Source organism: Psychrobium sp. 1_MG-2023, assembly GCF_030689115.1.
Taxonomy (GTDB): domain Bacteria; phylum Pseudomonadota; class Gammaproteobacteria; order Enterobacterales; family Psychrobiaceae; genus Psychrobium.
The window spans coordinates 1-23,053 of the sequence record NZ_JAUYVJ010000032.1; the positions used below are offsets into that span (position 1 = coordinate 1).

Consider the following 23,053-nt stretch of genomic DNA (forward strand, 5'->3'; position numbering starts at 1 on the left):
TTGGAGTTTGCCACACAACGTCGCCCTGAAAGGTTTTATTCAGGGTCTCGCTTTGTATTTCAACACTGAGATTCCGGATAAGAGCGCGCCGGATTGACCGAAGACTTGAAGTGGCTTTTTTAGTATTGATAACTTATTAGGCAGACTCTGCGACTTGCGCTAACTCTGGGCAGACATCAACTAAAATGCGTCGTGCTAGCATTTCATGGCAGCCAAAATCAGTCCACTCCTGAATAATCAATTGCGTGTTATAACGCTGACAAATATGCGGTAAAAATGTATCGTGGCAATCAGAGATCAACTGTAAATACTGTTGGCTTGTACCTGCTTCAGCATCACGTGCTCGCTCAATCATACGCTGATATGAAATAACAGGATCAGACTTTAAGTAAATGACAGCACTTACTTGTGGGTAATCGTTTAATTTATCCTGAATATCATAATAGTAATCTAAATCTTTGCCATCGGGGCGACACGCTTCAGCGAGGTTAGCTTGACAAAAAACTAAATCAGAAAACAATGAGCGCTCGATAACATAGTTATAATCAGGGCTTAAGTTCTGACAAATTTCAGCACGCTTGTTGGTAATGTAACGCTGAAATTCAATACGTTTCGTTGGGTCTACAGTAAATGCTTTTAATAAGCGTTGAAATTCATGGTCGGTATCAACGTCTTCAATGATTAACTGCCACGGCTGATTACTATGTGCATTTAATTCATTAACCAATTTTGGTAATAATGTCGATTTACCTACCCCGATATTACCTTCGACGGCAATAAGATTGAACTGCTGAATTTGAGACATTACAACCTACAAATATAAATGAAAAAGAGCCGATAAGGTTACCATAATCAATAATTGAAAAAGTGAGGCGGTTCATAGTTTGTAGGTCAAATAATTGTTCGAACAAAAAGCATACAAAACCTAAAGGTTAGTAGATAGCTCCCTGTAACTCTAGCTGGGTTAAATAAAGGCGTAAATCAAGCTCAAGCTGGAAGTAGTCGGGTTCCATGTGCTGACACAACTTATAGAAAGCCTTGTTATGTTCTTTCTCTCGCACATGAGCTAACTCATGAACCACAATCATCGATAGAAATGGCAGCGGTGCTTTTTTAAAAACTCGGGCAATACGAATTTCGTTCTTCGCCTTAAGTTTACTACCTTGAATACGACTGACATAGGAATGAGTCCCGAGGGCATTCTTAATCGCATGGATTTTGTCATCAAAGATAACTTTGCTGATCGGTGCAGACTTCTTTAAATATTGGTTTTTTAGTTGCTGTACATATGCATAAAGTGCTTTGTCATTCGTTATGTCATGACATTCTGGATAGCGCGATAGCAAATACGCTTTGAGCTTATTTTGTTTAACTAACTGCTGAGTTTTTTCGACAATTTGTGCAGGATAACCTTGTAGATAGATTAATTCACCCGTCATTTCTTACTACTCTCTTAAGTGATTTATTTTACCGCGACATCGCATTACAATAACCCTACCCTCATCAACACTTCTAAACAAAGAAAGCAAACTATGGCTAAGACACCGGTTGATAAATTATTAAAAAACCACCCTAAACTCACTCATTCAACCGACATTAAAGTTGTTTCCCATGTACAGCGAGAACAAGGTGAGTGGGTTATTAATACCTTGATGCTTGCAGATATTGACGTGTCATTTAAATACAAACGTAAAAAGCTGTATCGTTCACTCAAAGGCCAACGGGTTAATGTAACCTATTACCCAGAAAACGAAACTATTGCAGGGATGGAAATTGAAATAATGAAAGTGGTGCGTATAAGAACAAGCTAACAATAAGTTAACTTGTTCTTACTTTTTTCTTTAGCGAAAGCTAGTGACTTAAATAAGCGTAAGCCGTTAAGAAAGCTTTTTCTTGGAAAGGTTTTAAACCAGTATATTTAAACTCTACCGGTGGTGCGCAGCGCTTTAACCATTGCTTTTCTACCGTTTGTGGAATTAACTCAACCGTTAATTCAGCACACACTTGTAAAACAGCCTCTAACTTAAACGTCGACATTTTTGCGGCATGTTTACCATTTGAGATACGCTCAGCGATGATTACGCGATCGACTTGATAGTCTTCCATTAGCTTTTTAAACGCAAACTGGAACGCTAATAAGTCTTCCACTTCATTCACTTTCTGAGCCGTCAAACGTTGTTGACGACAATCAGGAATATCAAACACATCATTGTCTTTTTGCATGATGCATATATTGGCGTGATTATCTTTTAAATCTACGGCACAAATTCTCATTAAATTCACCTCATTCGTAATTACCGCGCATTATAAACTGTTTCACGGCACAGGCACACTACCTATCGACGAGTAATGGGATCTAGTTGGTTAAAAAATAATGATTTGGATAGAAAAACCTTACATTTTAATTGATTAATCTCACTCGAGAGCGCTAAAAAATAGAATTATTTATGCTTTTTCGCTAAGATGTCATTCTTTGCTTATCGTGTGAACGATAAGTTGCATAACATCAGCTATACTCTTACCTAGAAGTAATGACAAGGATTCAGCATGAGCAGTGTTTTAGATAGTGTTAACCAACGAACGCAACTTGTCGGGGAAAACCGCCTCGAATTGCTATTGTTTAATTTAGGTTCCTATCAAACGTTCGCGATTAATGTATTTAAAGTACAAGAGGTCGTAAGCCTACAAAAGCTATTTGCAATGCCAGGCTCCCACCCTTCTGTTATTGGTGTAGTTAACATGCGTGGTATCACGATCCCTGTTATCAATTTACCACAAGCCATTGGCATGCGACCGATGGAAGTTAATGAAGATTGTAACCTTATCATCACTGAATATAATCGTACTATTCAAGCATTTTTAGTGGGTAAAATTGATCAAATCGTCAATACCAACTGGGGTAGTATTCAACCACCTCCTAAGACAGCGGGACGTCACCATTACTTAACCGCCATTACCCAAATAGAGCGAGGGAAAGTTAATAACATCGTTGAAATTATTGACGTAGAAAAAGTCCTCGCTGAAATAATTACTTACGATACAAGTATCTCAGAAGGCGTTCTAGATCACTCTATTGCAGAACATTTTCATGGTAAGCGTATCTTAATTGTAGATGACTCACCAACAGCACGAAATTTAGTAAGAGAAACCTTATCAACGGTTGGCCTTGAAATAATTGAAGCGTCCGATGGTTTACAAGCACTCAATTTATTAAAACAATGGGCAGATGAAGGCAAGAAAATCACTGATGAATTATTAATGATGATCACCGATGCCGAAATGCCTGAGATGGATGGATACAAGCTAACTTATGAAATTCGTAATGATGAGCGAATGAGTGATCTCTACATCGCACTTAATACCTCCCTTAGCGGTAGTTTTAACGATGCGATGGTCGAAAAAGTTGGTTGTAATAAATTTATTTCTAAATTCCAACCAGATAAACTCGTCGAGGTTGTTCAAGATCGTTTACGAGAAACAATGAAATAGGCCTAGTTAAAATAGACCTAGTTATTTGTCGATAGTCATTACTTACTTCGTTTGATGACTATCGTCACAGCTAAAAGCTATACCTTAGTGATATACCAAGGCGTTTTACTAGCCAAAGGTCTCGTCAAGACAGTTATCCCCTTTTTAACGTCTATGCTCATACTATTCTTTTTGTGGCCACGGCTTAACCTCAATTGTTTTGCTGTCTCTGAAAAAATGACCAACGTTTGCACCTCTTGACTAAGTTCAAAACTAAACGCATCAACTTCATCTATACACATCGACAATACTTTACCCACTTGATTGAGTGGCTGATGAGTTAATGGACGAGTGCTCAAGTTATGAAATTGAATCGGATTTACTTTCGCTGCAATCTTTTCCTTAGCAAGAATCCTCGGCTGCATAGCTACGAGGTAATGAGTCTTACCAGTCTGATTTAGGGGCGACAATTCAAGTCGCCACTGACCGGTATCGAACCAAGGTTTATCGTCGAAATCCTGTTCTATCAGCTGCCCATTAAGCTCAGTATCATTTCCATCAGTTTCAACGTAATGTTGAAACGTTTTTCCGCCAATTAAATGAGCGTGCGTATTAGAGGGAACTAACACATCCAGTGTTAAGCGGCTCCCCTGATTGTCGACAATAAATTGCCTAGATAGTGTCGTTAAAATTCCATCCTCATCCGTTCCTTGAACCACATTATATGGTGACGAACTGCTGGGTTTATTAACGAAGTGACTCAGCCACTTCGTTTTATACTCGGGCTCTGTCGTTAATATTTTATCGTGCATTAACAACAAATCATGCTCATCAAGATAGACAAGTTCGCGTGTAACTTTTTTGACCTTTGCTTTGTTACCGAAAGCGCTAAATCTAGTACTATTATATGCCGCCGTAATATCCGAACCTATTGCAGTAAACTTATCTTTTTCATATTGATAATCGAGTAATGTGGCTGCGCCATAATGGGGGCCATCGCTTAGATTTTCTTGCCACTGGGTAAAAGATTCAATAGCGTTTCCAGAAGGTAACACTAAACGCTGACCACCATCAGCAACGTTTTCACTATAACGCTTATTATTAACTGTACGTTCATTAGGCTGCTGAATTAACAACGTGTTTTTAGCAACGGTACGAATAGCATAATTAAAGCGGTAAGGTGAGTGAACATTCCCATTATATTTAGCATGATTAACGATTAACGGTACCCCTTTAAACAAGGTAAAGTGCCCGGCGTCATAATGCTGGTGATGGCTAAATATATGACCAGCTCGATACGAAATAAACGTATCGTTATCAGCCCATCCACTGCGCACAATTAGTTGGTTAACAAACCCCCGACCAAAAAGTTCCACAGGGGCTAACAAGGGTTTCATCGGGCTAAGGCGCTCCGAAGTAGTATTTATTGGTTGTTTTTTTCTACGCTGCTTAGAAGTTTGATGCTCTGGTGCCGAATAGAGTAAAGGTAACATCCAGCGATAGCCAACAAAGTAGCTCTCATGCGCGTAATGGCGACGTATTACTCGGCTAAACTCAAAAAACTCAGGTTGTTTTGTCACTTGTGCTATCAAGTCTATAACACGAGCAGTTTCATCTTTAAGATCAACTCGCGGTCCTTCGTCACCCCAGCCTTCAATTTTAAAGTCAGGGCGCGTCAAATAGATGTGCCACAAGCCAATTCGCTTAATTAACGCCAACGCCTTTTGCTGGGCCACAGGTTCAACGAGTGCATTTTTGTAAGCCGAAAGAGCTAACACCACTTCAAGCCCCCGCGAGTTAATCCAATAGTTATAGCTCTCTGGCCATACTTCCGTTGCTTCAATAGCTTGATAGACTTGCTCAAAGTGGCCTAACGCTCGGCGGTAATAATTGATTTGCTTTTGTGTCGTTTTATCCATGACAGTAGCTAGTAGAAAGGCTTGCGCACCGAGGTTTGTACGCCCATGCCATAGACCAGCAGAGTCTTGGTCTAAGAGCGTTAAGTACTCAGAGAGCATTGACTCTAACCTAAATTGGAGTTTTTGTTTGGTTTTATGGCGTATTTTTCCCGATGCCATTGAGATATCGACGCCCAGCGCAAACATCCATGCATTACCATAGAAGTTGCTATGCTGGGGCTTTAAGAACTTAAAGTTGATCAAGCTGGTTTCAAGGGCAATCTGTGATTTTGTGTTGGGTTTAATTAAGTAACAATGGAGAGCAGTTGATAAGGTTGTATTTGGACAATTTGGTTTAAAACCAAGGTTAGCTTGAGTCAAAAAGTCTACTCGCTGCTGGTAAAATAACGGACTTTCTAAACCATTCCAACCACGAAGAGGGTTTAAAAAAAGCCGAGGAAAGTCGCCACTCGACACATGATGCATGGGTGTTTTTTGATATTTTTTATCGTAGTGAATAATCACCTGATCATCACTTATCAGTGACAATCGTTGTGCAACTTTATTGACGAATGTTGAAAATGATACTTGATACTCCCTCATTCCGAAAAGTGTTAAGGCAGCCACAATACCACAGCCAATCAATAGCATCGTTAGTACTCGAAAAATTTTCATTCTATCCCTAAATGAATCACTCAATATGTTTAAATTATAAGCTATTACATATCATTCCTCTAGTCGAGTACGTAACTCTATTAGTGTGCTTTGGCAGCGGTCTCGTGCGAGTTCCCTAAAGACACTAGAATTGCATTACAAATTAACCTATAGTCACCGCATAAAAAGTTAGAGACTCAACCATGTTTAAAGATAACGCACTTCTTGCTCAGCTCAAGCAAGATATTCAACAAACTCTGCCTAAGATTGAAGGTCGTGTTAAAGCAACAGATAAAAGTTATGGCTTTCTAGAAACAGAGAAAAAGAGTTACTTCATTGCTCCGCCAATGATGAAAAAAGTCATGCACGGTGACATTATTGAAGCTCATCTTCGTGAAGATAAAGGCAAAGAACAAGCAGAACCTTTGAATTTGGTCAGCCCAGCGGTTAAGCACTTTATTGCACAGGTTTCAAAACAAAAAAATAAAATCATGTTAATGCCGCCGGCTCCTTATCGAGGCCCAGCAATTGAAACACAAACCGACTCGAACATTAACGTTACACCTGGTGATTATGTCCAAGCAACCATCATACAACACCCATTAAAACAAACAGAGCCTGCAGGTAAATTCCTAGCAAAAATTGACAACGTTATTGCAAAAGAAGATGCCATTGACACGCCGTGGTTAGTCAGCTTAGCAAAATACAATTTATTAAACCCTGAGCAGACACTCCCCACTCAATCACCAGAAGATACAGGCGAATGGCAGTTTGATGAATCAATAGCGCGTGATGATTTATCCGAACAGCTTTTTTTCACGATTGATGGCCCATCAACCAAAGACATGGATGATGCAATCAATATTTGCCAATTAGCGAATGGGCATTGGCAATTACAGGTCGCAGTAGCAGATCCAAGTGCCTATATTGCTCCTGGCAGCGGCGAGGACCAAGAGGCGGCAGCACGTGGCTATACACACTATTTACCAAAGCGTGTTATTAGCATGCTGCCAGAGTCTCTTAGTTATGATTTGTGCTCACTCGTTGAAGGAGAGAAGCGCCCTGCGGTTGTCTGTAAAATGCAAATTACCTCACGTGGTAAGTTACTGGAAAACCCGACTTTCTCACTTGCTTACATTACCTCAGCTGCAAAACTAAATTATCAGCAAGTAACAGAATACATTGATGACCAATCAACTTGGCAGCCTTCAAGCGAGTTAGGTAAAGCACTCACACAACTGAGCGAATTAGCGTTCGCTCGCAATTGTTGGCGTGCTAAAAATACACAATTATTCGACAGCCGCCCAGATTATCGTTTAGTGCTTAATGATGACTTACGGATTGAATCAGTCGATGTGCAACACCAAAGCATTGCACAAAGCATGATTGAAGAAGCGATGTTATTAGCTAATATCAGCGGTGGTCAATTGTTACAACAACAAGCCAATAAAGGTATTTTTAATACACACCCTGGCTTTGAGGCGGAAAAAGTAGTGAAACTTACCAAGCTACTCGCTGAACATGATTACACCTATCACCCACAGCACTTGCTGACAACCGCAGGGTTTTGTCAACTACAGCGGGAAATGACGTCTAGAAATGATAACTACTTGGCAGCTAGGTTACGTAAATTTCAAAATTACGCCAACATCTCACACCAGCCAGAGCCCCACCACGGTTTAGGGGTAGAACAATATGCCACTTGGACTTCACCGATCAGGAAGTATGGCGATTTACTTAATCACCGCCTATTAAAAGCAATCATTGCTGGGCAACCTGACCAGGTTACGATTAAAGCCGCACAAGCTGAATTGTTAAAACAGCAACGTGATAATCAACGCGTTGTTGAACGTGACATAAATAATTGGCTTTATATCGAATACCTAGCACATGCTGTAAGTGATGAAACCGTATTTAAAGGTGAAATATTTAACGTCAATCGCGGTGGTTGCATGGTTAAGCTTGATGAGAATGGTGCTGTTATCTTTATTCCAAGCACAACCTTTGCTAAAGATCGCAAATCAATCAAAATCGATACAGAACTTGGCACTATCAGTGTGAATGATCAAATCATCAATCGAATTACTGATAAAGTGACAATTGTGATTACCAACGGAAATAAAGACAAACTTAGCCTAACGGGTAAAATTACTTAAAATAAACTTGATCGATGCGATTCAGTCAACCAAGCTTATATGATGAATCGCAACGGATTAAGTTATGCACGATCATATTAATGACCTTGTTGATGACCAAGAGTGGCAAAGTGGTCATCTTGCACAGCAGCCTAACGCTAAACACCTGTTGACTGAAAGAGCAGCCACGCACCAACCAATGCAGGGCTTTTCGTTGAGTGAAGGAGATTTTTCTCATATTAATTTAGTTAATCGGGCATCAAAAACAGGGTATGAACTGACAAACGCTGACTGCTATCATGCTGATTTCAGCTACTCACATTGCTTTAAACTCGACTTTTCAGGGAGTTCGCTGATGAAAGCGAACTTTCGCAGAGCTAATCTCCACTGTGCAAATCTCACCAACTGTAACCTTTTAGGCACTAATTTTCAGGGTGCAAAGCTTGAGCATGTCATTTGGGGTGACAAGGTCATCCAAGAACAACAAGCAGCTCAAAGTAAAGACTTAGCTGAACAACTCGATTATTATCAACAAGCAGAAGAGATCTATAGAAACTTACGTTTAGTGTCAGAAAAGCAGGGTCTGTTCGAAGTGGCAGGATCTTTTTTCCAACGCGAAATGGTAATGCGGCGCAAGCAATTACCTCGTCTATCATTACAACGCTTTATCTCAAAGATAGTCGATTTGTTTTGTGGTTATGGTGAGCAGCCGATCCGCGTTGTTAGTTTCACTTGGGCCGTTATTATTATTTTCTCGATTCTCTTCTTTTTCACTGGGCTTGATTACGACCAACAAAAAATTGTCTTCGATCCTAATGCCTCCTTGCGCCAAAACGTCAATGACTTCATTAGTTGCGGTTACTTTAGCATTGTGACCTTTACCACCTTAGGTTATGGAGATATTGCCCCGACAGGATTTTCTCGAATTCTCGCAGCCATAGAAGCATTATTTGGTAGCTTTACCCTCGCCCTCTTTGTAGTGGTGTTCGTAAAAAAAATGACCCGCTAATTAGTTTAGCGAGTCATTAGTTGTTTAATATTGAGTCTGTTAAACGTGTGTTATTTAAAACAACTCTATACCGTCATCCTCTTCAACCAGTTCACTGGTGGAAGAAGTCGATGATGTTTTTTTATCGATACGCTGTTTACGTTTAGGTCTATGTCCGTCATCCCAATGAGCATCGCTGATATTGAACTGATCTAAAATACTTCTCAGTGACTGCGACAATGCCACTAGATCATTGGAAGACAGCTCCTGCTCTTTAGAGCTTTCTAATACCTCACTGTTCAAGATAACCATACTATCGATTTCTTGTTGTGCTTGCATAGAGACTTGTTGTTGCACTTGAGACGAGCTTTTAATGCGGTCTGACAACGCATTTATCGAACGAATTGAGTTTGAAATAGTTTCAATCTGATTTGATGACTCAGTGGAAAGCTCCAACGACTCTTGCGATGAATTTAGCCCTGTTTGCATTGAATTATACGCATTATCTGTACTTTGTGAGATACGAGTGACAATGTCTCGTACTTCTTTAGTTGAAGAGGCGGTTCGTTCAGCCAGAGTGCGAACTTCATCAGCTACCACAGCAAAACCTCGCCCCTGTTCACCAGCACGCGCAGCTTCAATTGCAGCGTTTAACGCTAATAAGTTTGTTTGTTCAGCGATAGAATTAATCACGTTGATAATCGAGTTAATCTCTTCACTATCTTTTTTCAGTACGTCTATCTGTTCAGCCGCTTGAATTAACTGTTCGCGTAACAGCTCTACACTTTGCTTAGTTTTAACCGACGTTTCATCAGCGATGCTCGCCGATTGACCTGACACTTCAGCCTCACTCATTAGCGACTCTAAATCACTAAATAAATCATCGGATGCGCCTTGGACTTGAGTTAATGCTTGATGGATGTTTTGGCCCATCATTTCTTGCATTGTCGCTCGTTGCATCATTGTATTATATGAATTACTTAACTCTTCAGACATCGGGTGCAAGCGTGCAGAAGAGGCATATAGCCCTTTAAGTAAATTATTCATCTGCTTGGTTTTATGGTTTAGGACTTGAAAAACCATCTCAAAAACTCCAGCATCTTTAACATCAATAGAGGTTGTGACATCGATTTTTTCATGTTGAGAAATTTTTTCAGTATGGCTCATTAAGTTGCTCATGCCACGATACAACAATCGCCATGCTTGAACACAGATAATCGCATTAGATAATAATAACAAACAGACTATGGCAGTAAATTTACTTATCGAAATATCAAAGAAGTAAGCCATTAAAGCCAAGCCAACAACTTGAATCAATATAGGAATGGCAAGAATAAAAACCAATGGCTTAGAAAAAGAGCCATTTGAGTCGCCTAAGTGCCTAATCGAATTGTCCATAAACAATATTTCCTTAAACTAAAACTAGAATCATACGTTTTTTTCATTTTTTAACAATGATATAAATCATTTATAGCTAAACTCAGCCATTGTAATAAAAATTTCATTAGAATTATTCAAGACCAAAGGATATCATTATATATATACGAAAAAACATATATGCAATGATATGACCCTACTCTCTTTTTATAAAGCCTTAGCTGATGACACACGCCTTAAAACACTGCTGTTATTAAGCGCCGAACAAGAACTGTGTGTTTGTGAACTGATGGTTGCTCTTAACCTCTCCCAACCTAAAATATCACGACACCTTGCATTATTAAAAGAAGCTAACCTTGTTCATAGTCGTCGTCAAGGGACATGGGTCTTTTACTCGCTAAGCGCTTCATTAGAGCCTTGGCAGCAACAACTCCTATCATCAAAATTAGACCACAACCTAGCAGTTATCAATGACAATTTAATGACACTCAACGCGATGGGCGATCGTCCAGAACGAATCACCACTTGCTGTGTATAACACCAATTGAATTAACTGACAATTCAGAGAAATAAAATGAAAATTAATATCGGTATTAATGGCTTTGGCCGAATGGGAAGATTAGCTTTTCGTGTTTTATGGCAACAACCCAATATAAACATTATTCATGTAAACGACCCAGCAGGCGACGCAGCAACACTGGCTCATTTACTCAACTACGATTCTGTGCATAGTCAGTGGCAACATGAAGCGAATGATTGCGCAACAGGGTTTCAGATAGATAACAAATTGGTCAACGTTAGCCAGAACAGAGAAGTTAATGAGACTGACTGGTCTCAATGTGACGTGGTTATTGAAGCCTCAGGTAAATTCAAAACACCTGAGTCGCTGAAACCTTACCTAACGCAAGGTGTGAAACGTGTGGTTGTCAGTGCACCAGTCAAAGCTGATGGTTGTTTAGATATTGTAATGGGGGTTAATCACCAGCTCTATGATCCCACAAAGCATCAAATAGTCAGTGCAGCATCATGTACCACTAACTGCATCGCCCCTGTTATAAAAGTGCTACAGCAACATATTGGTATTAAGCACGGTTCATTTACGACAGTCCACGATATTACCAATACACAAACGATCATCGATGCACCACACAAAGACCTTCGTAGAGCTCGAGCGTGCGGTATGAGCTTAATTCCGACAACAACGGGGTCTGCAACAGCCATTGGCCATATCTTTCCAGAGCTGCAAGGTAAACTAAACGGTCACGCGATACGCGTGCCACTAACCAACGCGTCTATCACAGACTGTGTTTTTGAAATGAGTAGAGACACTACAGCTCAAGAGGTCAATGATTTACTTGAAAACGCAGCAAACAGCGAGCTAAAAGGTGTTTTGGGCTTTGAAAAGAAACCTTTAGTTTCAATAGACTATCGTACTAATTCACACTCAACTGTAGTTGATGCCTTATCAACAGTGGTTACCTGTAATAGCCAAGTAAAACTGTATTTGTGGTATGACAATGAGTGGGGCTATGCCAACCGCTTAGCTGAGCTAGCGCTAATGGTTGCAACGCAGGAATAATAGCAAGTGGCTACTAACCTATTACAACAATACCGATTAATTACCGCCAATTACTGGACCTTTACAGTCACCGATGGTGCACTGCGGATGTTGGTGGTTCTCTATTTTTCTCAGCTCGGCTATAGCGCACTTGAAGTCGCGATGCTCTTTATTTTCTACGAGTTTTTCGGAGTGGTTACCAATTTAGTGGCTGGCTATCTCGGTGCAAAGCTTGGTTTAAATAACATAATGAACACTGGCTTGTTATTGCAAATCATTGCGCTGGGCGCGTTACTTGTTCCCGAACACTATCTCAGCGTTGTTTGGGTAATGACAGCACAGGCACTAAGCGGTATCGCTAAAGACCTTAATAAGATGAGTGCAAAGAGCTCAATTAAAATGTTGGTTAATCAAGGACAAGATAGCCAACTGTTTAAGTGGGTTGCTATTCTCACTGGCTCTAAGAATGCGCTTAAAGGGGCCGGCTTTTTCATTGGTGCTTTCTTACTCTCGGTAAGCTCTTTTCAAACCGCTATTCTAATCATGTTAATTGCACTGGTTATTACTTGGTTAGTAAGTATTAACTTTTTAGCGAAAGATTTGGGGAAAAGTAAGGCTAAGGTTAAGTTCACTCGCCTATTTTCAAGCAGTAGCTCGATAAACAAACTCGCCTTTGCTCGCTTATTTTTATTTGCTGCTAGAGACGTTTGGTTTGTCGTTGCCCTTCCTGTTTATTTAAGCGTGGAACTACAATGGGATCATTATCAAATTGGCAGTTTTATGGCACTGTGGATAATCGCGTATGGCTTTGTACAATCCACAACACCGAGCTTATTAAAGCGACCACAGCTTAGCAAATTTCAAAATGTTAGTTTCTGGGGCTTTTGTTTAACCACAACGCCATTTCTAATCTATGGCGCGTTTCAAACGGCTTTATCGCCTGCGATAATTATCACTTGCGGCTTATTTATATTTGGCGTGTTATTTGCGATAAATTCTTCGCTTCATAGTTTCTTAATCATTCACTTTGCAGATAGCGATAGCGTGTCATTAGATGTTGGCTTCTATTATATGGCCAATGCAAGCGGCCGTCTGCTCGGCACAATTTTGTCAGGATACTTATATACTCAATTTGGCTTAATGATCTGCTTAATAGCTTCGGGGACGATGTTGGCTCTGGCTGCAGTCACCGCAACGCAATTACCGCGGGTAGCGATATCAAAACAAACGCAATAGTACAGCGGCATAAAAAGTTCAATGGCTCACTTAATCATTAGGGTAATAAACTAAGTGAGTCATTGGACTTATTAATACGAACCGTCGACCACTCATAGAAAAATACTAGCTAAATCATTTTCAACCGTATATTCATTGTAATCAACAAATTCACGGCGCAATCGTTGCTTCTCTTTTACCATCTCGATTTCGCGCCATTTACGTTTAGACTGTTTCGCTTTGCGTTTAACTCGTTGTGGCTGCTCTTCTAATTCCATTTGATGTTGATAATTATCATAAAAATCTAGTGCTTTCATCATTACTTTCCTTTTCTTAGTCAACAGATTTATCTCAGTAGTCTAGTTATTGGCTTATAGTTAACTACATGTCAGCGCAATAAATGAACACGCAACAAATTAAGCGAGTTAGATGACAATGAAATGACAAGCTAGTGACAAACACATTAATAAATACACATTGAATCAATAACAAAGAAATTATCTGTAACACAAAAACCATATCAATTAACCATTAGCATGTTATGATCTTTTTAAGTGATAAAACCGTTAGCCTTAACAGGAGGTGTAATGAGTTACTCTTTATACTTAGCACATGTCAACGACACTCATTCACACTTTGAGCCCTCATTAGTGCATTTCAAACTCAACTATAAGGGTATTTGCTATCGCATAGATGCGCATTGTGGTGGCTATGCTAAAGTGGCTAATGCACTGAACCTACAACGCGAACAAGCACAACAACAAAACATTCCGTCATTATTCCTTCATGCGGGAGACAGCTTTCAAGGCAGCCTTTACTTTAGTCAATACAAAGGAAAAGCCAACTCGGTGTTACTGAATTTACTGGCACCGGATGCAATGACCATCGGTAATCATGAATTCGATCTGGGTAACAGTCCTATATCCCAATTTATCGGTGAAGTAGAATTTCCTATCTTAGCCGGCAACATGGATCTAGCGCAGGAGAGCCAAAGTAAACCACACCCATTATCTCCTCATAAAAATTTGTACCATTATGATAATCAGCGAAAAATAGCTCAATACATCACCAAGCCACTCTTTGATAAGCAGTTGGCTATTTTTGGTATCACATTAGATCAAATGGCCAAAATAGGCTGCCCTGATCATGATTGCCTCTTTCTTAACGCTATCGAAACGTGTAGAGCTACCGTTGAGCACATTAAAAGGCAAGGGATAAATCACATCATCGTGTTAAGTCACCTCGGCTATCAAGGTGACTTACAACTCGCTGAAGCGGTGTCAGATATAAGTGTCATTGTTGGCGGGCACTCACATACCCTCACTGGAGATTTCAGTGCCATTGACATTGAGTCAACAGGCATAAAGCAACAGTTTGTAAATAATTGCCTTATTTTACAAGCTGGTAAACATGCTGAAAGTATGGGCTTATCCAAGCTCACTTTTAACGCTCGTGGCCGCGTAGAAAAACAGGAAGGAGGTATTTCACTTCTTATCGACAAACACTGGCAGGCCTATGACAAACATGACGAACCAGCACCACAACAAGCGAAACGCTACATACAGCAGTTTATCGATAATAGCGCTCTTTTTACGGTCGTTGCTCCCTGTAAAAAGATAAAAACACTTATTAACCAACAGTACCGACCTGCTATTGATGCGATGCGTCACCGTATCATTACCCACCTCGACGCGCCTCTTCATCATACCCGCTTGCCAACCGAAGATTATCCTCTTGGTAGCGAAATAGCTCCACTAGTCAGCCAAGGGTTTTACTTGGCCGGACAAAAAGACCGTGAAATAGACTTTGCTCTTCATAATGCCGGTGGTGTTCGAGTATCTCTTAAAAGTGGCCCACTAACCCAAGCTGAAATATGCGGCCGGTTATTGCCTTTTGAAATCCAAATCATCAGTTACGTGATTAAAGGTCATGATTTACGTTTAGCGCTTGAAGGTGCAATAAATAATGCGACAAATAACGGTGTTACAGGGACTGGTGATGGTAGCTACCCATATTGTTATCACTTGCGATTTGAATATGATGCCGAACAATCCGAAGGTCACCGTATCACCCGTCTAGAAATTAAAAAGAATGGCAAGTGGCTCGCTGTTGTAGCAGATGCAACGTATCGTGGTATCTCATCAGCTTATACAATCGCAGGCAAGGAAGGTTATGATAACTTACTCAATAGTTGGGATCATTTCGAGCACCCTCAAACAATGAGCAGCTCCTTTGTCGAATTCGCCCAAGCCTTTTAAAAATTTCTTACATTTAATTGTATGAAAAAGCGTTACCTCTCATCGATTTATGCTATTTTAATTCTGATTATACAATAACTATTTTTTAGCCAAGGAATTAAGTATGTTTAAACTATTACTCCCGCTCGCTTTAACAGCTTCAGTCGTCTCAGGCCAAGTACACGCTGATGACTTTAGCGATAAAGTTAAACAAGCAATGAAATCTGAACTTCGAACTGAAAAAGAAGTAAATCGCGATAGAAACCGCAAACCAGTTCAGACATTAGAGTTTTTTGGTATCAAAGAAGACATGCGCGTACTTGAGTTAATCCCAGGTGGTGGTTGGTACACTAAATTATTAGCACCTGCACTGCGTGATAAAGGCCAATATTATGCTGCGCTAGGTACATCGAGAATTGAGAAAAACTTACTAGGCAAAGGCGATTTTGATAAAGCCAAAGTCGTTAGTAAAGACACATCAATGAAATACAACCGTGATATTGGCGGCTATGAAATAGGGAAAATCAATTTTGATTTGAAGAACCTTGATGCTGTTTTAACGTTCCGTAACTACCATAACTTTGGAGAAGAAGGTCGTCATAAAATGAACCAAGCGGCCTTTAAGGCGCTCAAGCCAGGTGGTGTATACGGTGTAATCGATCATACTCGTCGCCATATGCAAAAGAAAAATGACGAAAATGGCCGTCGTTTTGACCCTGTACTAGCGATAAAAGAGATCCAGCAGGCAGGTTTTGAATTAGTAGATTACTCAACGCTGCATTACCGCGCTGACGATGAACTGCGCTATGAAGTTGGCCGTAAAACCGTTACAGGAAATACGGACCGTTTTACATTACTGTTTAAAAAACCTAGTAAATAAAACTCTCTACAAACAAAAAAGGTGCTTTAAAGCACCTTTTTTTATTGTATACGTCTAATGATTAATCAACCGTTAACGACATCGGGGTGTAGCGGATACCATGGCGAATTTGTAGCTCATCAGTACAAGTAAAGCCCCAACGTTGATATACCGGTAGTGCATAAGACGTAGAATTTAACGTGAAGGTTCCATTGTTACCCGACTCAACACTTTGTGTGTAAATACTTTCCCATAGCTGTTTGGCAATACCCTTTTTATGATAATTTTTATCAACAAATAAATGAAACATGTGACTGTTATCTTTAATCGCGATCACACCAATAATTTCATTATTAGCCTGCGCCACAAGATAATTAAAGCCTTGATCCATGTACTCACGAATCGCACGTTCAGTAACGGTATTAAGAAAGAAATTTAGCCCGTCACCATCAAAATCCTCATTTAATAACAGCTTTGCATTACGCGTAATGAGATAGCTTATCTCGGCACAATCAGCTCTTTGCGCTTGTCTAATCACTAGTGGCTGCACAACTGTCTCCTTTCAAATTTGTTCAAGTATTATCCATACTAATACCCAATGCACAGAAATACCAATACTTTATTAAACTAAAGTATGACAAAAAAGGGCCTTGTTAGTTTTACTAACAAAGCCCTTATAACCTAAACCAACATTGTAACTACACTAGAGCTGACGCGATGCCATCACTTTATTAAAAGTATTAAACATTTCTGTCATTTTCTCCGCTGGCAGATTATTACCTTTAGCATCAAGAATACTCAATAGGCTAACATCACCTTGCTTACTTAGACGAACTTGATATTTACTGCCTTTCTCAAGCTCAATTGGTACTAAGACATCATCACTTGAGAATAACCCAGTCCAGAAACCAACATCCATTTCATCAAAAGTAGTGAAGTAAGCATTTAACGTTTTGTCACGATCTTCAACTTCAAACCCAAGCTTAGGTAACACAGTTGCTAACTTCTCCCATGCTTGCTCAAACTCAGCATGTAGTTCATAAACCGTGTGTTGCTCAGAGTCGATTGCTAACTTAATTTTAATACCATCTTTGGCCTTAATGCGGTTAGCTATTGCTTGTTTATTATGCTCGCTTGCCACGTGTGATAAAAACTGATTTAGCATACGTGCTTCATAACGACGTTTAGCAAAGTCGGTGAGTTCTTTTGCTAGCCCCAACTCTTGATGTTCAACCAAGGCAACTTTAACGACAGCTTTATGGCCTTGTTCTTCAACAGCAATTGAAAATTGGTACTGCTGAGCTAAACTATGATCATCATCAAGACCGAAAATTGCTTTAAAAAATGGGTCTGAATCGATTAAACGTGTTGTCAGGCTTTGTCCCTCAAGTTCGATGCCAACACCATAACCTAAATCATCAATAAACAAATTCAGCTTTTGCCATAAATCGTTTCGAAACTTATCAGCCGCCATGAAAGACTCAAAATAAACTTCAACCTGTTTATTGTTGTCACTCACTAATGAATTCGGTGCAACGGGCATAATTAATGCTGGTGCACGAATATCGAGTTCAGGGCCCATTAACTGACCTGCACTCTCACCTAATCTAGGGATTGTAAACTTATCTGTCACTTTTAGAGGTGTTAAGTTTTCAGGAACCGTAATAGCTTGTTGTTGCTTTTCGTTAAGAAATTCAAAATTACCACTCGCTTGATGGCGCTCTGAAAAACTACTACAACCACTTAATGCGATACCGCCACATAAGGCAATACAAAGCTTTCTCATTTGTTCTCCGTTTTTATAATACATCGGCTTGCTTTAAAGCTGTTAATAACTGCGCATGGTATTGCGGTGCGAGTTCAACTAAAGGCAAGCGTAACTGACCATCATTAATTAACTTCATTTGCGCTAAACACCATTTAACAGGAATAGGGTTTGCTTCAACAAATAAATTATCATGTAAAGGTTGTAACTGAGCATTAATTGCACTCGCTTGTTCACGTTGGCCCGCAAGCGCGTAACGACACATGTCACTCATCAGCTTAGGTGCAATATTATTTGTCACAGAAATAACCCCGTTCCCTCCTTGTAACATGAACTCCATACCGGTGGCATCATCGCCACTGAACAGTAAAAAGTCATCATCACAAAGTGCTTTGATTTCAGTTAAGCGGGATAAGTTCCCCGTGGCTTCCTTTATCCCAACAATATTTTTTATTTTTGCTAATTCAGCAACCGTTTCAGGTAACAAGTCACAACATGTTCGCCCAGGAACGTTATAAAGAATTTGCGGGATATCAGTCGCAGCAGCAACAGCTTGATAGTGTTTATATAAACCTTGTTGAGGTGGCTTATTATAATACGGTGTAACGCCTAGCATACCTGACACACCAGTACCGTTAAGTAAGTGGGTTAACTCAATAGCTTCGGCGGTTGAATTTGAGCCATTACCGCCTATCACGGGTACACGGCCCGCAACAAAAGAGACAATATGCTTGACCACATCAGTATGCTCAGCCATTGATAACGTCGTTGACTCACCAGTTGTACCGACAGCGACTATACCATCGGTCCCTTGTTCAATATGAAAATCGACTAACTGTTCTAAGTTTTGATAGTCAATTTCGCCGTTCCCTTTTAAGGGTGTTACTAATGCAACAATACTGCCTGAAAACATCACTCAAATTCCTTCAAAAATACTGGTGAGCTATGGTACGTACCGTAGGTAATAAACTCAAGGATTTAATCGCCTTATGCCTAATATATGCTAAAATCCCAGCAATTTTTTGTGACTACACTTCCTAATAAGTCGTCACTTACTCATCGGATAGAAGGAAAAGCATGGCGAATTTCTTAGTTGTTACCGCCATGGGCACTGATCGCCCAGGTATTGTCAACGAACTCACCAAGATAGTTACTCAGACTAATTGTAATATTGTAGACAGTCGTTTAGCTGTCTTTGGGAATGAGTTTACTTTAATCCTACTCCTTAGCGGTGAATGGAATGCTATCACTCGCTTTGAAGCCGACCTTTCTGTCCGTAGTGCACAACTTGAATTGGTTACATTAATGAAGCGTACTAGTGAGCACAAGCTCATCAATTATTCAGGGCAAGTCTCTGTTAAACTTGATGGTGAAGATGCCCCTGGGTGTATTGGGCAATTCACTGAATACCTCGCTTCTCGCAGTATTGACCTATCAAGTTTTCGCACTAAAGCAAAGAGTGGCTATCAGCAAATTGAAATGTTAATTAATATCACCGATGAAGCTGATTATGCTGACTTACAAGAACACTTTGAACAATTAGCTGAACAGTTAAAGCTTTCTATTCGATTTGAACACTTAGAGCAGCACTAAATTTAGAGCGATTTTTAAAACTCGTATATTAAAACACTGAGCTAAATACTTAGCTTAGGATGACTGATAAAAGGCCTCACCATGAGCACATTAGAAATCGGTGCACCGGCACCACAATTTACGTTATTAGACCAAAACAGTAACAGTGTCTCGCTAAGCGATTTTAGCGGAAAAAAAGTCTTAGTTTATTTTTACCCTCGCGCCTCAACTCCAGGCTGCACTGTACAAGCTTGTGCATTAAGAGACTCCAAAGCCGAATTAGAAAAGTTAAATGTGGTTGTTTTAGGCTTAAGCCCTGACACACCTAAGAAGCTGACTAACTTCACTAATAAACAAGAGCTTAACTTCACCTTATTAGCCGATGAGGACCACGGTGTTTGTGAAGCCTATGGCGTTTGGCAATTAAAGAAGTTTATGGGCCGTGAGAACATGGGTGTTGTAAGAACTTCATTCTTAGTCGATGAGCAAGGTAACCTTGAGCATATCTTTAATAAATTTAAAACTAAAGATCACCATGAAGTGGTATTAAATTACCTTCAACAAGCTTAATCAGAAACCAATAAAAAATGCCGCGTCATCAATGTGACGCGGCATTTTTGTTTGTAGTAAACTACCGTTAAAGCTTATCAATTTCTTGTGACAAGTGAAATTCAGAAGAAGTCACGTAACGCTCAACATTTCTCAGGCGTAACTCTAATTGCCTAAATTGAGTCTTCACATCACGAAACGCCTCTTTCGGCGGTTGTCCCGGTTGCCATACCTTAGACTTGATAGAGACTTTGTGATCTAAACCACCATGTTCATCAACGCCTTCGGCTGGTTTATCATCTAACATGAACCATGCGGCAATATACATCAAGAAGATAAAGCCAGAGCCACCTAAAAAGAACGCCGAAGCCACACCAACACGGACTAACCAAGTTTCTACACCAAAGCGTTCTGCTAAACCAGCACAGACGCCGCCAATTTTAGCTTGTTCAGAAATTCGATATAACTCATTGGAACGTTCTATTTTGCTCATTGTTTATTTCTCCACTCAGGTGCCTCAGCATCTAATATAGACTCTAAGGTAGAGATACGCATTGCCATCGCTTCTGCTTGCTGGCCTAAATCCGTTAGTTCTTGATATTCCTCATCCGATAAGCCTTGGCTTACCTGACGGCGACTACGGTAATGTAAAAACAACCAAATCGGTGCCACAAAAATTAAAAACAGCGCGATTGGCACGATAAATACAGCTACTACTCCATGGTCCATCATCAGCTCCTTAATTATTTAGATTTACTCATCTTTTTCTTTAATGCTTCAAGCTCATCACTGATTGCATCTTGCGCTTCAAGTTCAGCAAACTCATCATTTAATGAACGTGCACCTAAGTCCTGCGCTTCAACCTGAGACTCAAGATCTTCAACACGACGCTCATATTGGTCAAATTTATCCATTGAATCTTGAATTCGACTAGTATCTAACTGCTTTTTCACTTGTAAACGTGAAGAAGCGGTTTCAGTGCGCATCACCATCGCTTTTTGGCGTGCTCTTGCTTCATCAAGTTTTGATTGAAGCTGTTCAACTTCATTTTTCAATAGTGCTAGTTGCTCTTCAATTAACACCATATCATCACTCAGTGTTTTAACCAGCTCAGCACTTTTCTGCTTTTCAATTAACGCCCCACGCGCTAAATCTTCACGCTCTTTACTTAAAGCTAACTCAGCCTTACTTTGCCACTCAGTTTCCTGATTCATGGCACGAGTAATACGACGTTGCAGCTCTTTCTTTTGCGCGATTAGGCTAGCTGAATTTGAGCGTACTTCGACTAAGGTGTCTTCCATTTCTTGGATGATTAAGCGAACCATCTTTTTTGGATCTTCCGCTTTATCTAATAATGACGTAATATTTGAATTTACAATATCTGCAAAACGACTAAAAATTCCCATAGTTTGTAACCTCTATAATTTAACTAACTGCACTCATACATTCACGAACAGTGCCAACATTGAACAAAAACAGTAAGCCATTGATAAAAATAAATAAAATATAAACCTTGTTTGCTCTTGTTTTTATTTCCAATTATTTGTTAGACTAAATTTTAGTTAAATACACCAATATAAAGTATAAAGATGAGTAGATTTACCAAAAAAGATAATTTGATTGGCCAAGCGTCCAGCTTTCTCGAAGTATTAGACCATGTTTCATTAGCCGCCCCCATTGAAAAGCCCGTCTTAATCATTGGTGAACGCGGCACAGGTAAAGAGTTAATTGCAGAACGCATCCACTTCTTATCAAAGCGTTGGGAACAATCTTATCTAAAACTAAACTGTGCAACTCTTGCAGAAAGCGTCTTAGAAAGTGAATTATTCGGTCATGAGTCAGGCTCATTCACAGGGGCAAGCAAACGCCATGAAGGTCGTTTTGAACGTGCAAATGGCGGCACACTATTTCTTGATGAGCTAGCGAACACATCATTACAAGTCCAAGAGAAGCTGCTCAATGTCATTGAATATGGGCAATTTGAACGTGTCGGTGGCTCAAGACCCGTAAAAACAGATGTTCGCCTTATTTGTGCAACCAATGAAGACTTACCAACTCTTGTCGAGCAAGGAACGTTTCGTGCTGATTTACTCGACCGTCTAGCGTTTGACGTTATTACCCTACCGCCACTGCGCCACCGTCAAGAAGATATCCTAGTGTTAGCAGAGAGCTTCGCTATCAATATGGCCCGACAGTTAGAGCTAGAATATTTTGGCGGTTTTGGTTCAAAGGCCAAGCAGATTTTAACCAGCTATGATTGGCCAGGTAATGTTCGAGAATTAAAAAATGTAGTAGAACGCTCTCTGTATCGTCACGATAACGCAGCCCTACCCCTACAAAAGATTCTCTTAGACCCTTTCGAGTCACCTTACCGTCCAACTCAGTCAATTGCGTCAAGCGTGCGAGCGCAGCCACCAGCATCAGCACAGGTACCTTTATCAACAGAGAATGTAGCATCACAAACTCAATCAACCGCGACTAATGCAGAGTCACCAGTTAAACACAGCTTTCCACTTGATTTTAAGCAAACCTCAGAAAGTTATGAGATTGAAATGATCAAACAAGCCCTCACTAGTGCACAATTTAGCCAGAAAAAAGCAGCAGAGCAATTGGGTGTAACCTACCATCAATTACGTGGATTGCTAAAAAAGTATAATTTACTTGATTCAAGCAACATTTAATCCGCCAAAACTCATTATTTTATTGATGTTAAACGGTCATGGCGTTACATTATCTGTATTAGTAGAAACCCATATATTGCCATGATAAATTGGTTTA

Annotated in this window: 24 protein-coding genes; 12 read left to right on the forward strand and 12 right to left on the reverse strand. The window is 40.0% G+C overall.

The window, feature by feature from the left end; genetic code table 11:
- Positions 1 to 136: 136 nt before the first annotated feature.
- Both Q8W26_RS14750 and Q8W26_RS14755 read right to left on the reverse strand, forming a co-directional pair.
- Positions 137 to 805, reverse strand: coding sequence for a deoxynucleoside kinase (locus tag Q8W26_RS14750; protein ID WP_101214661.1), 669 nt, complete (start codon positions 803 to 805; stop codon positions 137 to 139).
- Between the two features lie 127 nt (positions 806 to 932).
- Complete coding sequence (locus Q8W26_RS14755; RefSeq protein ID WP_101214662.1) at positions 933 to 1,439, reverse strand: M48 family metallopeptidase; 507 nt, start codon at positions 1,437 to 1,439, stop codon at positions 933 to 935.
- A gap of 93 nt (positions 1,440 to 1,532) precedes the next feature.
- On the opposite strand from Q8W26_RS14755, the gene Q8W26_RS14760 reads away from it, so the two are divergent.
- Entirely contained in the window at positions 1,533 to 1,811 is a 279-nt protein-coding gene (locus tag Q8W26_RS14760; protein WP_101214663.1) for a hypothetical protein, read from the forward strand.
- A 40-nt stretch (positions 1,812 to 1,851) separates the two neighbouring features.
- Here the strand turns inward: Q8W26_RS14760 and Q8W26_RS14765 are convergent, their stop codons facing one another.
- Positions 1,852 to 2,274 carry a DUF3010 family protein gene (locus Q8W26_RS14765; RefSeq protein WP_101214664.1) on the reverse strand — a complete coding sequence of 141 codons (423 nt, stop codon included), beginning with the start codon at positions 2,272 to 2,274 and terminating at the stop codon, positions 1,852 to 1,854.
- 273 nt (positions 2,275 to 2,547) lie between these two features.
- Here Q8W26_RS14765 and Q8W26_RS14770 point away from each other — a divergent pair, with 273 nt between their 5' ends.
- Positions 2,548 to 3,489, forward strand: coding sequence for a chemotaxis protein CheV (locus tag Q8W26_RS14770; protein WP_101214665.1), 942 nt, complete (start codon positions 2,548 to 2,550; stop codon positions 3,487 to 3,489).
- A gap of 77 nt (positions 3,490 to 3,566) precedes the next feature.
- On the opposite strand, the gene Q8W26_RS14775 is transcribed toward Q8W26_RS14770, so the two are convergent.
- Positions 3,567 to 6,041, reverse strand: coding sequence for a hypothetical protein (locus tag Q8W26_RS14775; RefSeq protein ID WP_305473698.1), 2,475 nt, complete (start codon positions 6,039 to 6,041; stop codon positions 3,567 to 3,569).
- A 182-nt stretch (positions 6,042 to 6,223) separates the two neighbouring features.
- Here Q8W26_RS14775 and Q8W26_RS14780 point away from each other — a divergent pair, with 182 nt between their 5' ends.
- Positions 6,224 to 8,176, forward strand: a complete 1,953-nt coding sequence (locus Q8W26_RS14780) for an exoribonuclease II (RefSeq protein WP_101214667.1) — start codon at positions 6,224 to 6,226, stop codon at positions 8,174 to 8,176.
- 64 nt (positions 8,177 to 8,240) lie between these two features.
- Entirely contained in the window at positions 8,241 to 9,164 is a 924-nt protein-coding gene (locus tag Q8W26_RS14785; protein ID WP_101214668.1) for an ion channel, read from the forward strand.
- Between the two features lie 54 nt (positions 9,165 to 9,218).
- Here the strand turns inward: Q8W26_RS14785 and Q8W26_RS14790 are convergent, their stop codons facing one another.
- Entirely contained in the window at positions 9,219 to 10,541 is a 1,323-nt protein-coding gene (locus Q8W26_RS14790; protein ID WP_101214669.1) for a methyl-accepting chemotaxis protein, read from the reverse strand.
- A gap of 169 nt (positions 10,542 to 10,710) precedes the next feature.
- Here Q8W26_RS14790 and Q8W26_RS14795 point away from each other — a divergent pair, with 169 nt between their 5' ends.
- Genes Q8W26_RS14795 through arsJ form a run of 3 tightly spaced genes read left to right on the forward strand, consistent with a single transcriptional unit; the run spans position 10,711 to position 13,314 of the window.
- Entirely contained in the window at positions 10,711 to 11,058 is a 348-nt protein-coding gene (locus tag Q8W26_RS14795) for a metalloregulator ArsR/SmtB family transcription factor (RefSeq protein ID WP_101214670.1), read from the forward strand.
- A 36-nt stretch (positions 11,059 to 11,094) separates the two neighbouring features.
- A complete protein-coding gene (locus tag Q8W26_RS14800; protein WP_305473702.1) occupies positions 11,095 to 12,099 on the forward strand; it encodes an ArsJ-associated glyceraldehyde-3-phosphate dehydrogenase in 1,005 nt (334 codons plus the stop codon).
- A gap of 6 nt (positions 12,100 to 12,105) precedes the next feature.
- Positions 12,106 to 13,314 carry an organoarsenical effux MFS transporter ArsJ gene (gene arsJ / locus Q8W26_RS14805; protein WP_153071505.1) on the forward strand — a complete coding sequence of 403 codons (1,209 nt, stop codon included), beginning with the start codon at positions 12,106 to 12,108 and terminating at the stop codon, positions 13,312 to 13,314.
- Between the two features lie 92 nt (positions 13,315 to 13,406).
- Here the strand turns inward: arsJ and Q8W26_RS14810 are convergent, their stop codons facing one another.
- On the reverse strand, positions 13,407 to 13,613 hold the full coding sequence (locus Q8W26_RS14810) for a DUF3545 family protein (protein WP_305473703.1): 207 nt from the start codon (positions 13,611 to 13,613) through the stop codon (positions 13,407 to 13,409).
- Positions 13,614 to 13,880: 267 nt separating this feature from the next.
- Between Q8W26_RS14810 and Q8W26_RS14815 the strand changes: the two genes are divergently transcribed.
- Together Q8W26_RS14815 and Q8W26_RS14820 are read left to right on the forward strand one after the other, a co-directional pair.
- Entirely contained in the window at positions 13,881 to 15,551 is a 1,671-nt protein-coding gene (locus Q8W26_RS14815) for a bifunctional UDP-sugar hydrolase/5'-nucleotidase (protein WP_101214673.1), read from the forward strand.
- 103 nt (positions 15,552 to 15,654) lie between these two features.
- Positions 15,655 to 16,410, forward strand: coding sequence for a class I SAM-dependent methyltransferase (locus Q8W26_RS14820; RefSeq protein ID WP_101214674.1), 756 nt, complete (start codon positions 15,655 to 15,657; stop codon positions 16,408 to 16,410).
- A gap of 61 nt (positions 16,411 to 16,471) precedes the next feature.
- Here Q8W26_RS14820 and Q8W26_RS14825 read toward each other — a convergent pair whose 3' ends face one another.
- The 3 genes from Q8W26_RS14825 to dapA form a co-directional block, all read right to left on the reverse strand.
- Positions 16,472 to 16,939 carry a GNAT family N-acetyltransferase gene (locus tag Q8W26_RS14825; RefSeq protein WP_101214675.1) on the reverse strand — a complete coding sequence of 156 codons (468 nt, stop codon included), beginning with the start codon at positions 16,937 to 16,939 and terminating at the stop codon, positions 16,472 to 16,474.
- A 153-nt stretch (positions 16,940 to 17,092) separates the two neighbouring features.
- Positions 17,093 to 18,175 (reverse strand): outer membrane protein assembly factor BamC, encoded by a 1,083-nt coding sequence (bamC, locus tag Q8W26_RS14830; RefSeq protein WP_305473704.1) that lies wholly within the window; start codon positions 18,173 to 18,175, stop codon positions 17,093 to 17,095.
- Positions 18,176 to 18,188: 13 nt separating this feature from the next.
- The gene (dapA, locus tag Q8W26_RS14835) at positions 18,189 to 19,067 is read right to left on the reverse strand and encodes a 4-hydroxy-tetrahydrodipicolinate synthase (RefSeq protein ID WP_101214677.1); all 879 of its coding nucleotides are present in this window, start codon (positions 19,065 to 19,067) and stop codon (positions 18,189 to 18,191) included.
- A 164-nt stretch (positions 19,068 to 19,231) separates the two neighbouring features.
- Here dapA and Q8W26_RS14840 point away from each other — a divergent pair, with 164 nt between their 5' ends.
- The gene (locus tag Q8W26_RS14840) at positions 19,232 to 19,747 is read left to right on the forward strand and encodes a glycine cleavage system protein R (RefSeq protein ID WP_101214678.1); all 516 of its coding nucleotides are present in this window, start codon (positions 19,232 to 19,234) and stop codon (positions 19,745 to 19,747) included.
- An 81-nt stretch (positions 19,748 to 19,828) separates the two neighbouring features.
- Positions 19,829 to 20,296 carry a thioredoxin-dependent thiol peroxidase gene (gene bcp, locus Q8W26_RS14845; protein ID WP_305473705.1) on the forward strand — a complete coding sequence of 156 codons (468 nt, stop codon included), beginning with the start codon at positions 19,829 to 19,831 and terminating at the stop codon, positions 20,294 to 20,296.
- A 67-nt stretch (positions 20,297 to 20,363) separates the two neighbouring features.
- On the opposite strand, the gene pspC is transcribed toward bcp, so the two are convergent.
- The 3 genes from pspC to pspA are packed head-to-tail and all read right to left on the reverse strand — an operon-like array spanning position 20,364 to position 21,681.
- Complete coding sequence (gene pspC / locus Q8W26_RS14850; protein WP_305473706.1) at positions 20,364 to 20,768, reverse strand: envelope stress response membrane protein PspC; 405 nt, start codon at positions 20,766 to 20,768, stop codon at positions 20,364 to 20,366.
- A complete protein-coding gene (pspB, locus tag Q8W26_RS14855) occupies positions 20,765 to 21,004 on the reverse strand; it encodes an envelope stress response membrane protein PspB (RefSeq protein ID WP_305473719.1) in 240 nt (79 codons plus the stop codon). Before pspB ends, pspC begins: the two co-directional genes overlap by 4 nt.
- A gap of 14 nt (positions 21,005 to 21,018) precedes the next feature.
- On the reverse strand, positions 21,019 to 21,681 hold the full coding sequence (gene pspA, locus Q8W26_RS14860; RefSeq protein ID WP_101214682.1) for a phage shock protein PspA: 663 nt from the start codon (positions 21,679 to 21,681) through the stop codon (positions 21,019 to 21,021).
- Between the two features lie 183 nt (positions 21,682 to 21,864).
- Here pspA and pspF point away from each other — a divergent pair, with 183 nt between their 5' ends.
- Positions 21,865 to 22,956: a phage shock protein operon transcriptional activator gene (gene pspF / locus Q8W26_RS14865; protein ID WP_101214683.1), complete on the forward strand. Its 1,092-nt coding sequence runs from the start codon at positions 21,865 to 21,867 to the stop codon at positions 22,954 to 22,956.
- The last annotated feature ends 97 nt before the right edge of the window (positions 22,957 to 23,053 follow it).

What these genes read in the sequence shown, in the direction of transcription:
- Q8W26_RS14750 (WP_101214661.1), bottom strand. Translation starts at nt 805, where the DNA reads ATGTCTCAAATTCAGCAGTTCAATCTTATTGCCGTCGAAGGTAATATC.
- Q8W26_RS14755 (WP_101214662.1), bottom strand. Translation starts at nt 1,439, where the DNA reads ATGACGGGTGAATTAATCTATCTACAAGGTTATCCTGCACAAATTGTC.
- Q8W26_RS14760 (WP_101214663.1), top strand. Translation starts at nt 1,533, where the DNA reads ATGGCTAAGACACCGGTTGATAAATTATTAAAAAACCACCCTAAACTC.
- Q8W26_RS14765 (WP_101214664.1), bottom strand. Translation starts at nt 2,274, where the DNA reads ATGAGAATTTGTGCCGTAGATTTAAAAGATAATCACGCCAATATATGC.
- Q8W26_RS14770 (WP_101214665.1), top strand. Translation starts at nt 2,548, where the DNA reads ATGAGCAGTGTTTTAGATAGTGTTAACCAACGAACGCAACTTGTCGGG.
- Q8W26_RS14775 (WP_305473698.1), bottom strand. Translation starts at nt 6,041, where the DNA reads ATGAAAATTTTTCGAGTACTAACGATGCTATTGATTGGCTGTGGTATT.
- Q8W26_RS14780 (WP_101214667.1), top strand. Translation starts at nt 6,224, where the DNA reads ATGTTTAAAGATAACGCACTTCTTGCTCAGCTCAAGCAAGATATTCAA.
- Q8W26_RS14785 (WP_101214668.1), top strand. Translation starts at nt 8,241, where the DNA reads ATGCACGATCATATTAATGACCTTGTTGATGACCAAGAGTGGCAAAGT.
- Q8W26_RS14790 (WP_101214669.1), bottom strand. Translation starts at nt 10,541, where the DNA reads ATGGACAATTCGATTAGGCACTTAGGCGACTCAAATGGCTCTTTTTCT.
- Q8W26_RS14795 (WP_101214670.1), top strand. Translation starts at nt 10,711, where the DNA reads ATGACCCTACTCTCTTTTTATAAAGCCTTAGCTGATGACACACGCCTT.
- Q8W26_RS14800 (WP_305473702.1), top strand. Translation starts at nt 11,095, where the DNA reads ATGAAAATTAATATCGGTATTAATGGCTTTGGCCGAATGGGAAGATTA.
- Q8W26_RS14810 (WP_305473703.1), bottom strand. Translation starts at nt 13,613, where the DNA reads ATGATGAAAGCACTAGATTTTTATGATAATTATCAACATCAAATGGAA.
- Q8W26_RS14815 (WP_101214673.1), top strand. Translation starts at nt 13,881, where the DNA reads ATGAGTTACTCTTTATACTTAGCACATGTCAACGACACTCATTCACAC.
- Q8W26_RS14820 (WP_101214674.1), top strand. Translation starts at nt 15,655, where the DNA reads ATGTTTAAACTATTACTCCCGCTCGCTTTAACAGCTTCAGTCGTCTCA.
- bamC (WP_305473704.1), bottom strand. Translation starts at nt 18,175, where the DNA reads ATGAGAAAGCTTTGTATTGCCTTATGTGGCGGTATCGCATTAAGTGGT.
- dapA (WP_101214677.1), bottom strand. Translation starts at nt 19,067, where the DNA reads ATGTTTTCAGGCAGTATTGTTGCATTAGTAACACCCTTAAAAGGGAAC.
- Q8W26_RS14840 (WP_101214678.1), top strand. Translation starts at nt 19,232, where the DNA reads ATGGCGAATTTCTTAGTTGTTACCGCCATGGGCACTGATCGCCCAGGT.
- bcp (WP_305473705.1), top strand. Translation starts at nt 19,829, where the DNA reads ATGAGCACATTAGAAATCGGTGCACCGGCACCACAATTTACGTTATTA.
- pspC (WP_305473706.1), bottom strand. Translation starts at nt 20,768, where the DNA reads ATGAGCAAAATAGAACGTTCCAATGAGTTATATCGAATTTCTGAACAA.
- pspB (WP_305473719.1), bottom strand. Translation starts at nt 21,004, where the DNA reads ATGGACCATGGAGTAGTAGCTGTATTTATCGTGCCAATCGCGCTGTTT.
- pspA (WP_101214682.1), bottom strand. Translation starts at nt 21,681, where the DNA reads ATGGGAATTTTTAGTCGTTTTGCAGATATTGTAAATTCAAATATTACG.
- pspF (WP_101214683.1), top strand. Translation starts at nt 21,865, where the DNA reads ATGAGTAGATTTACCAAAAAAGATAATTTGATTGGCCAAGCGTCCAGC.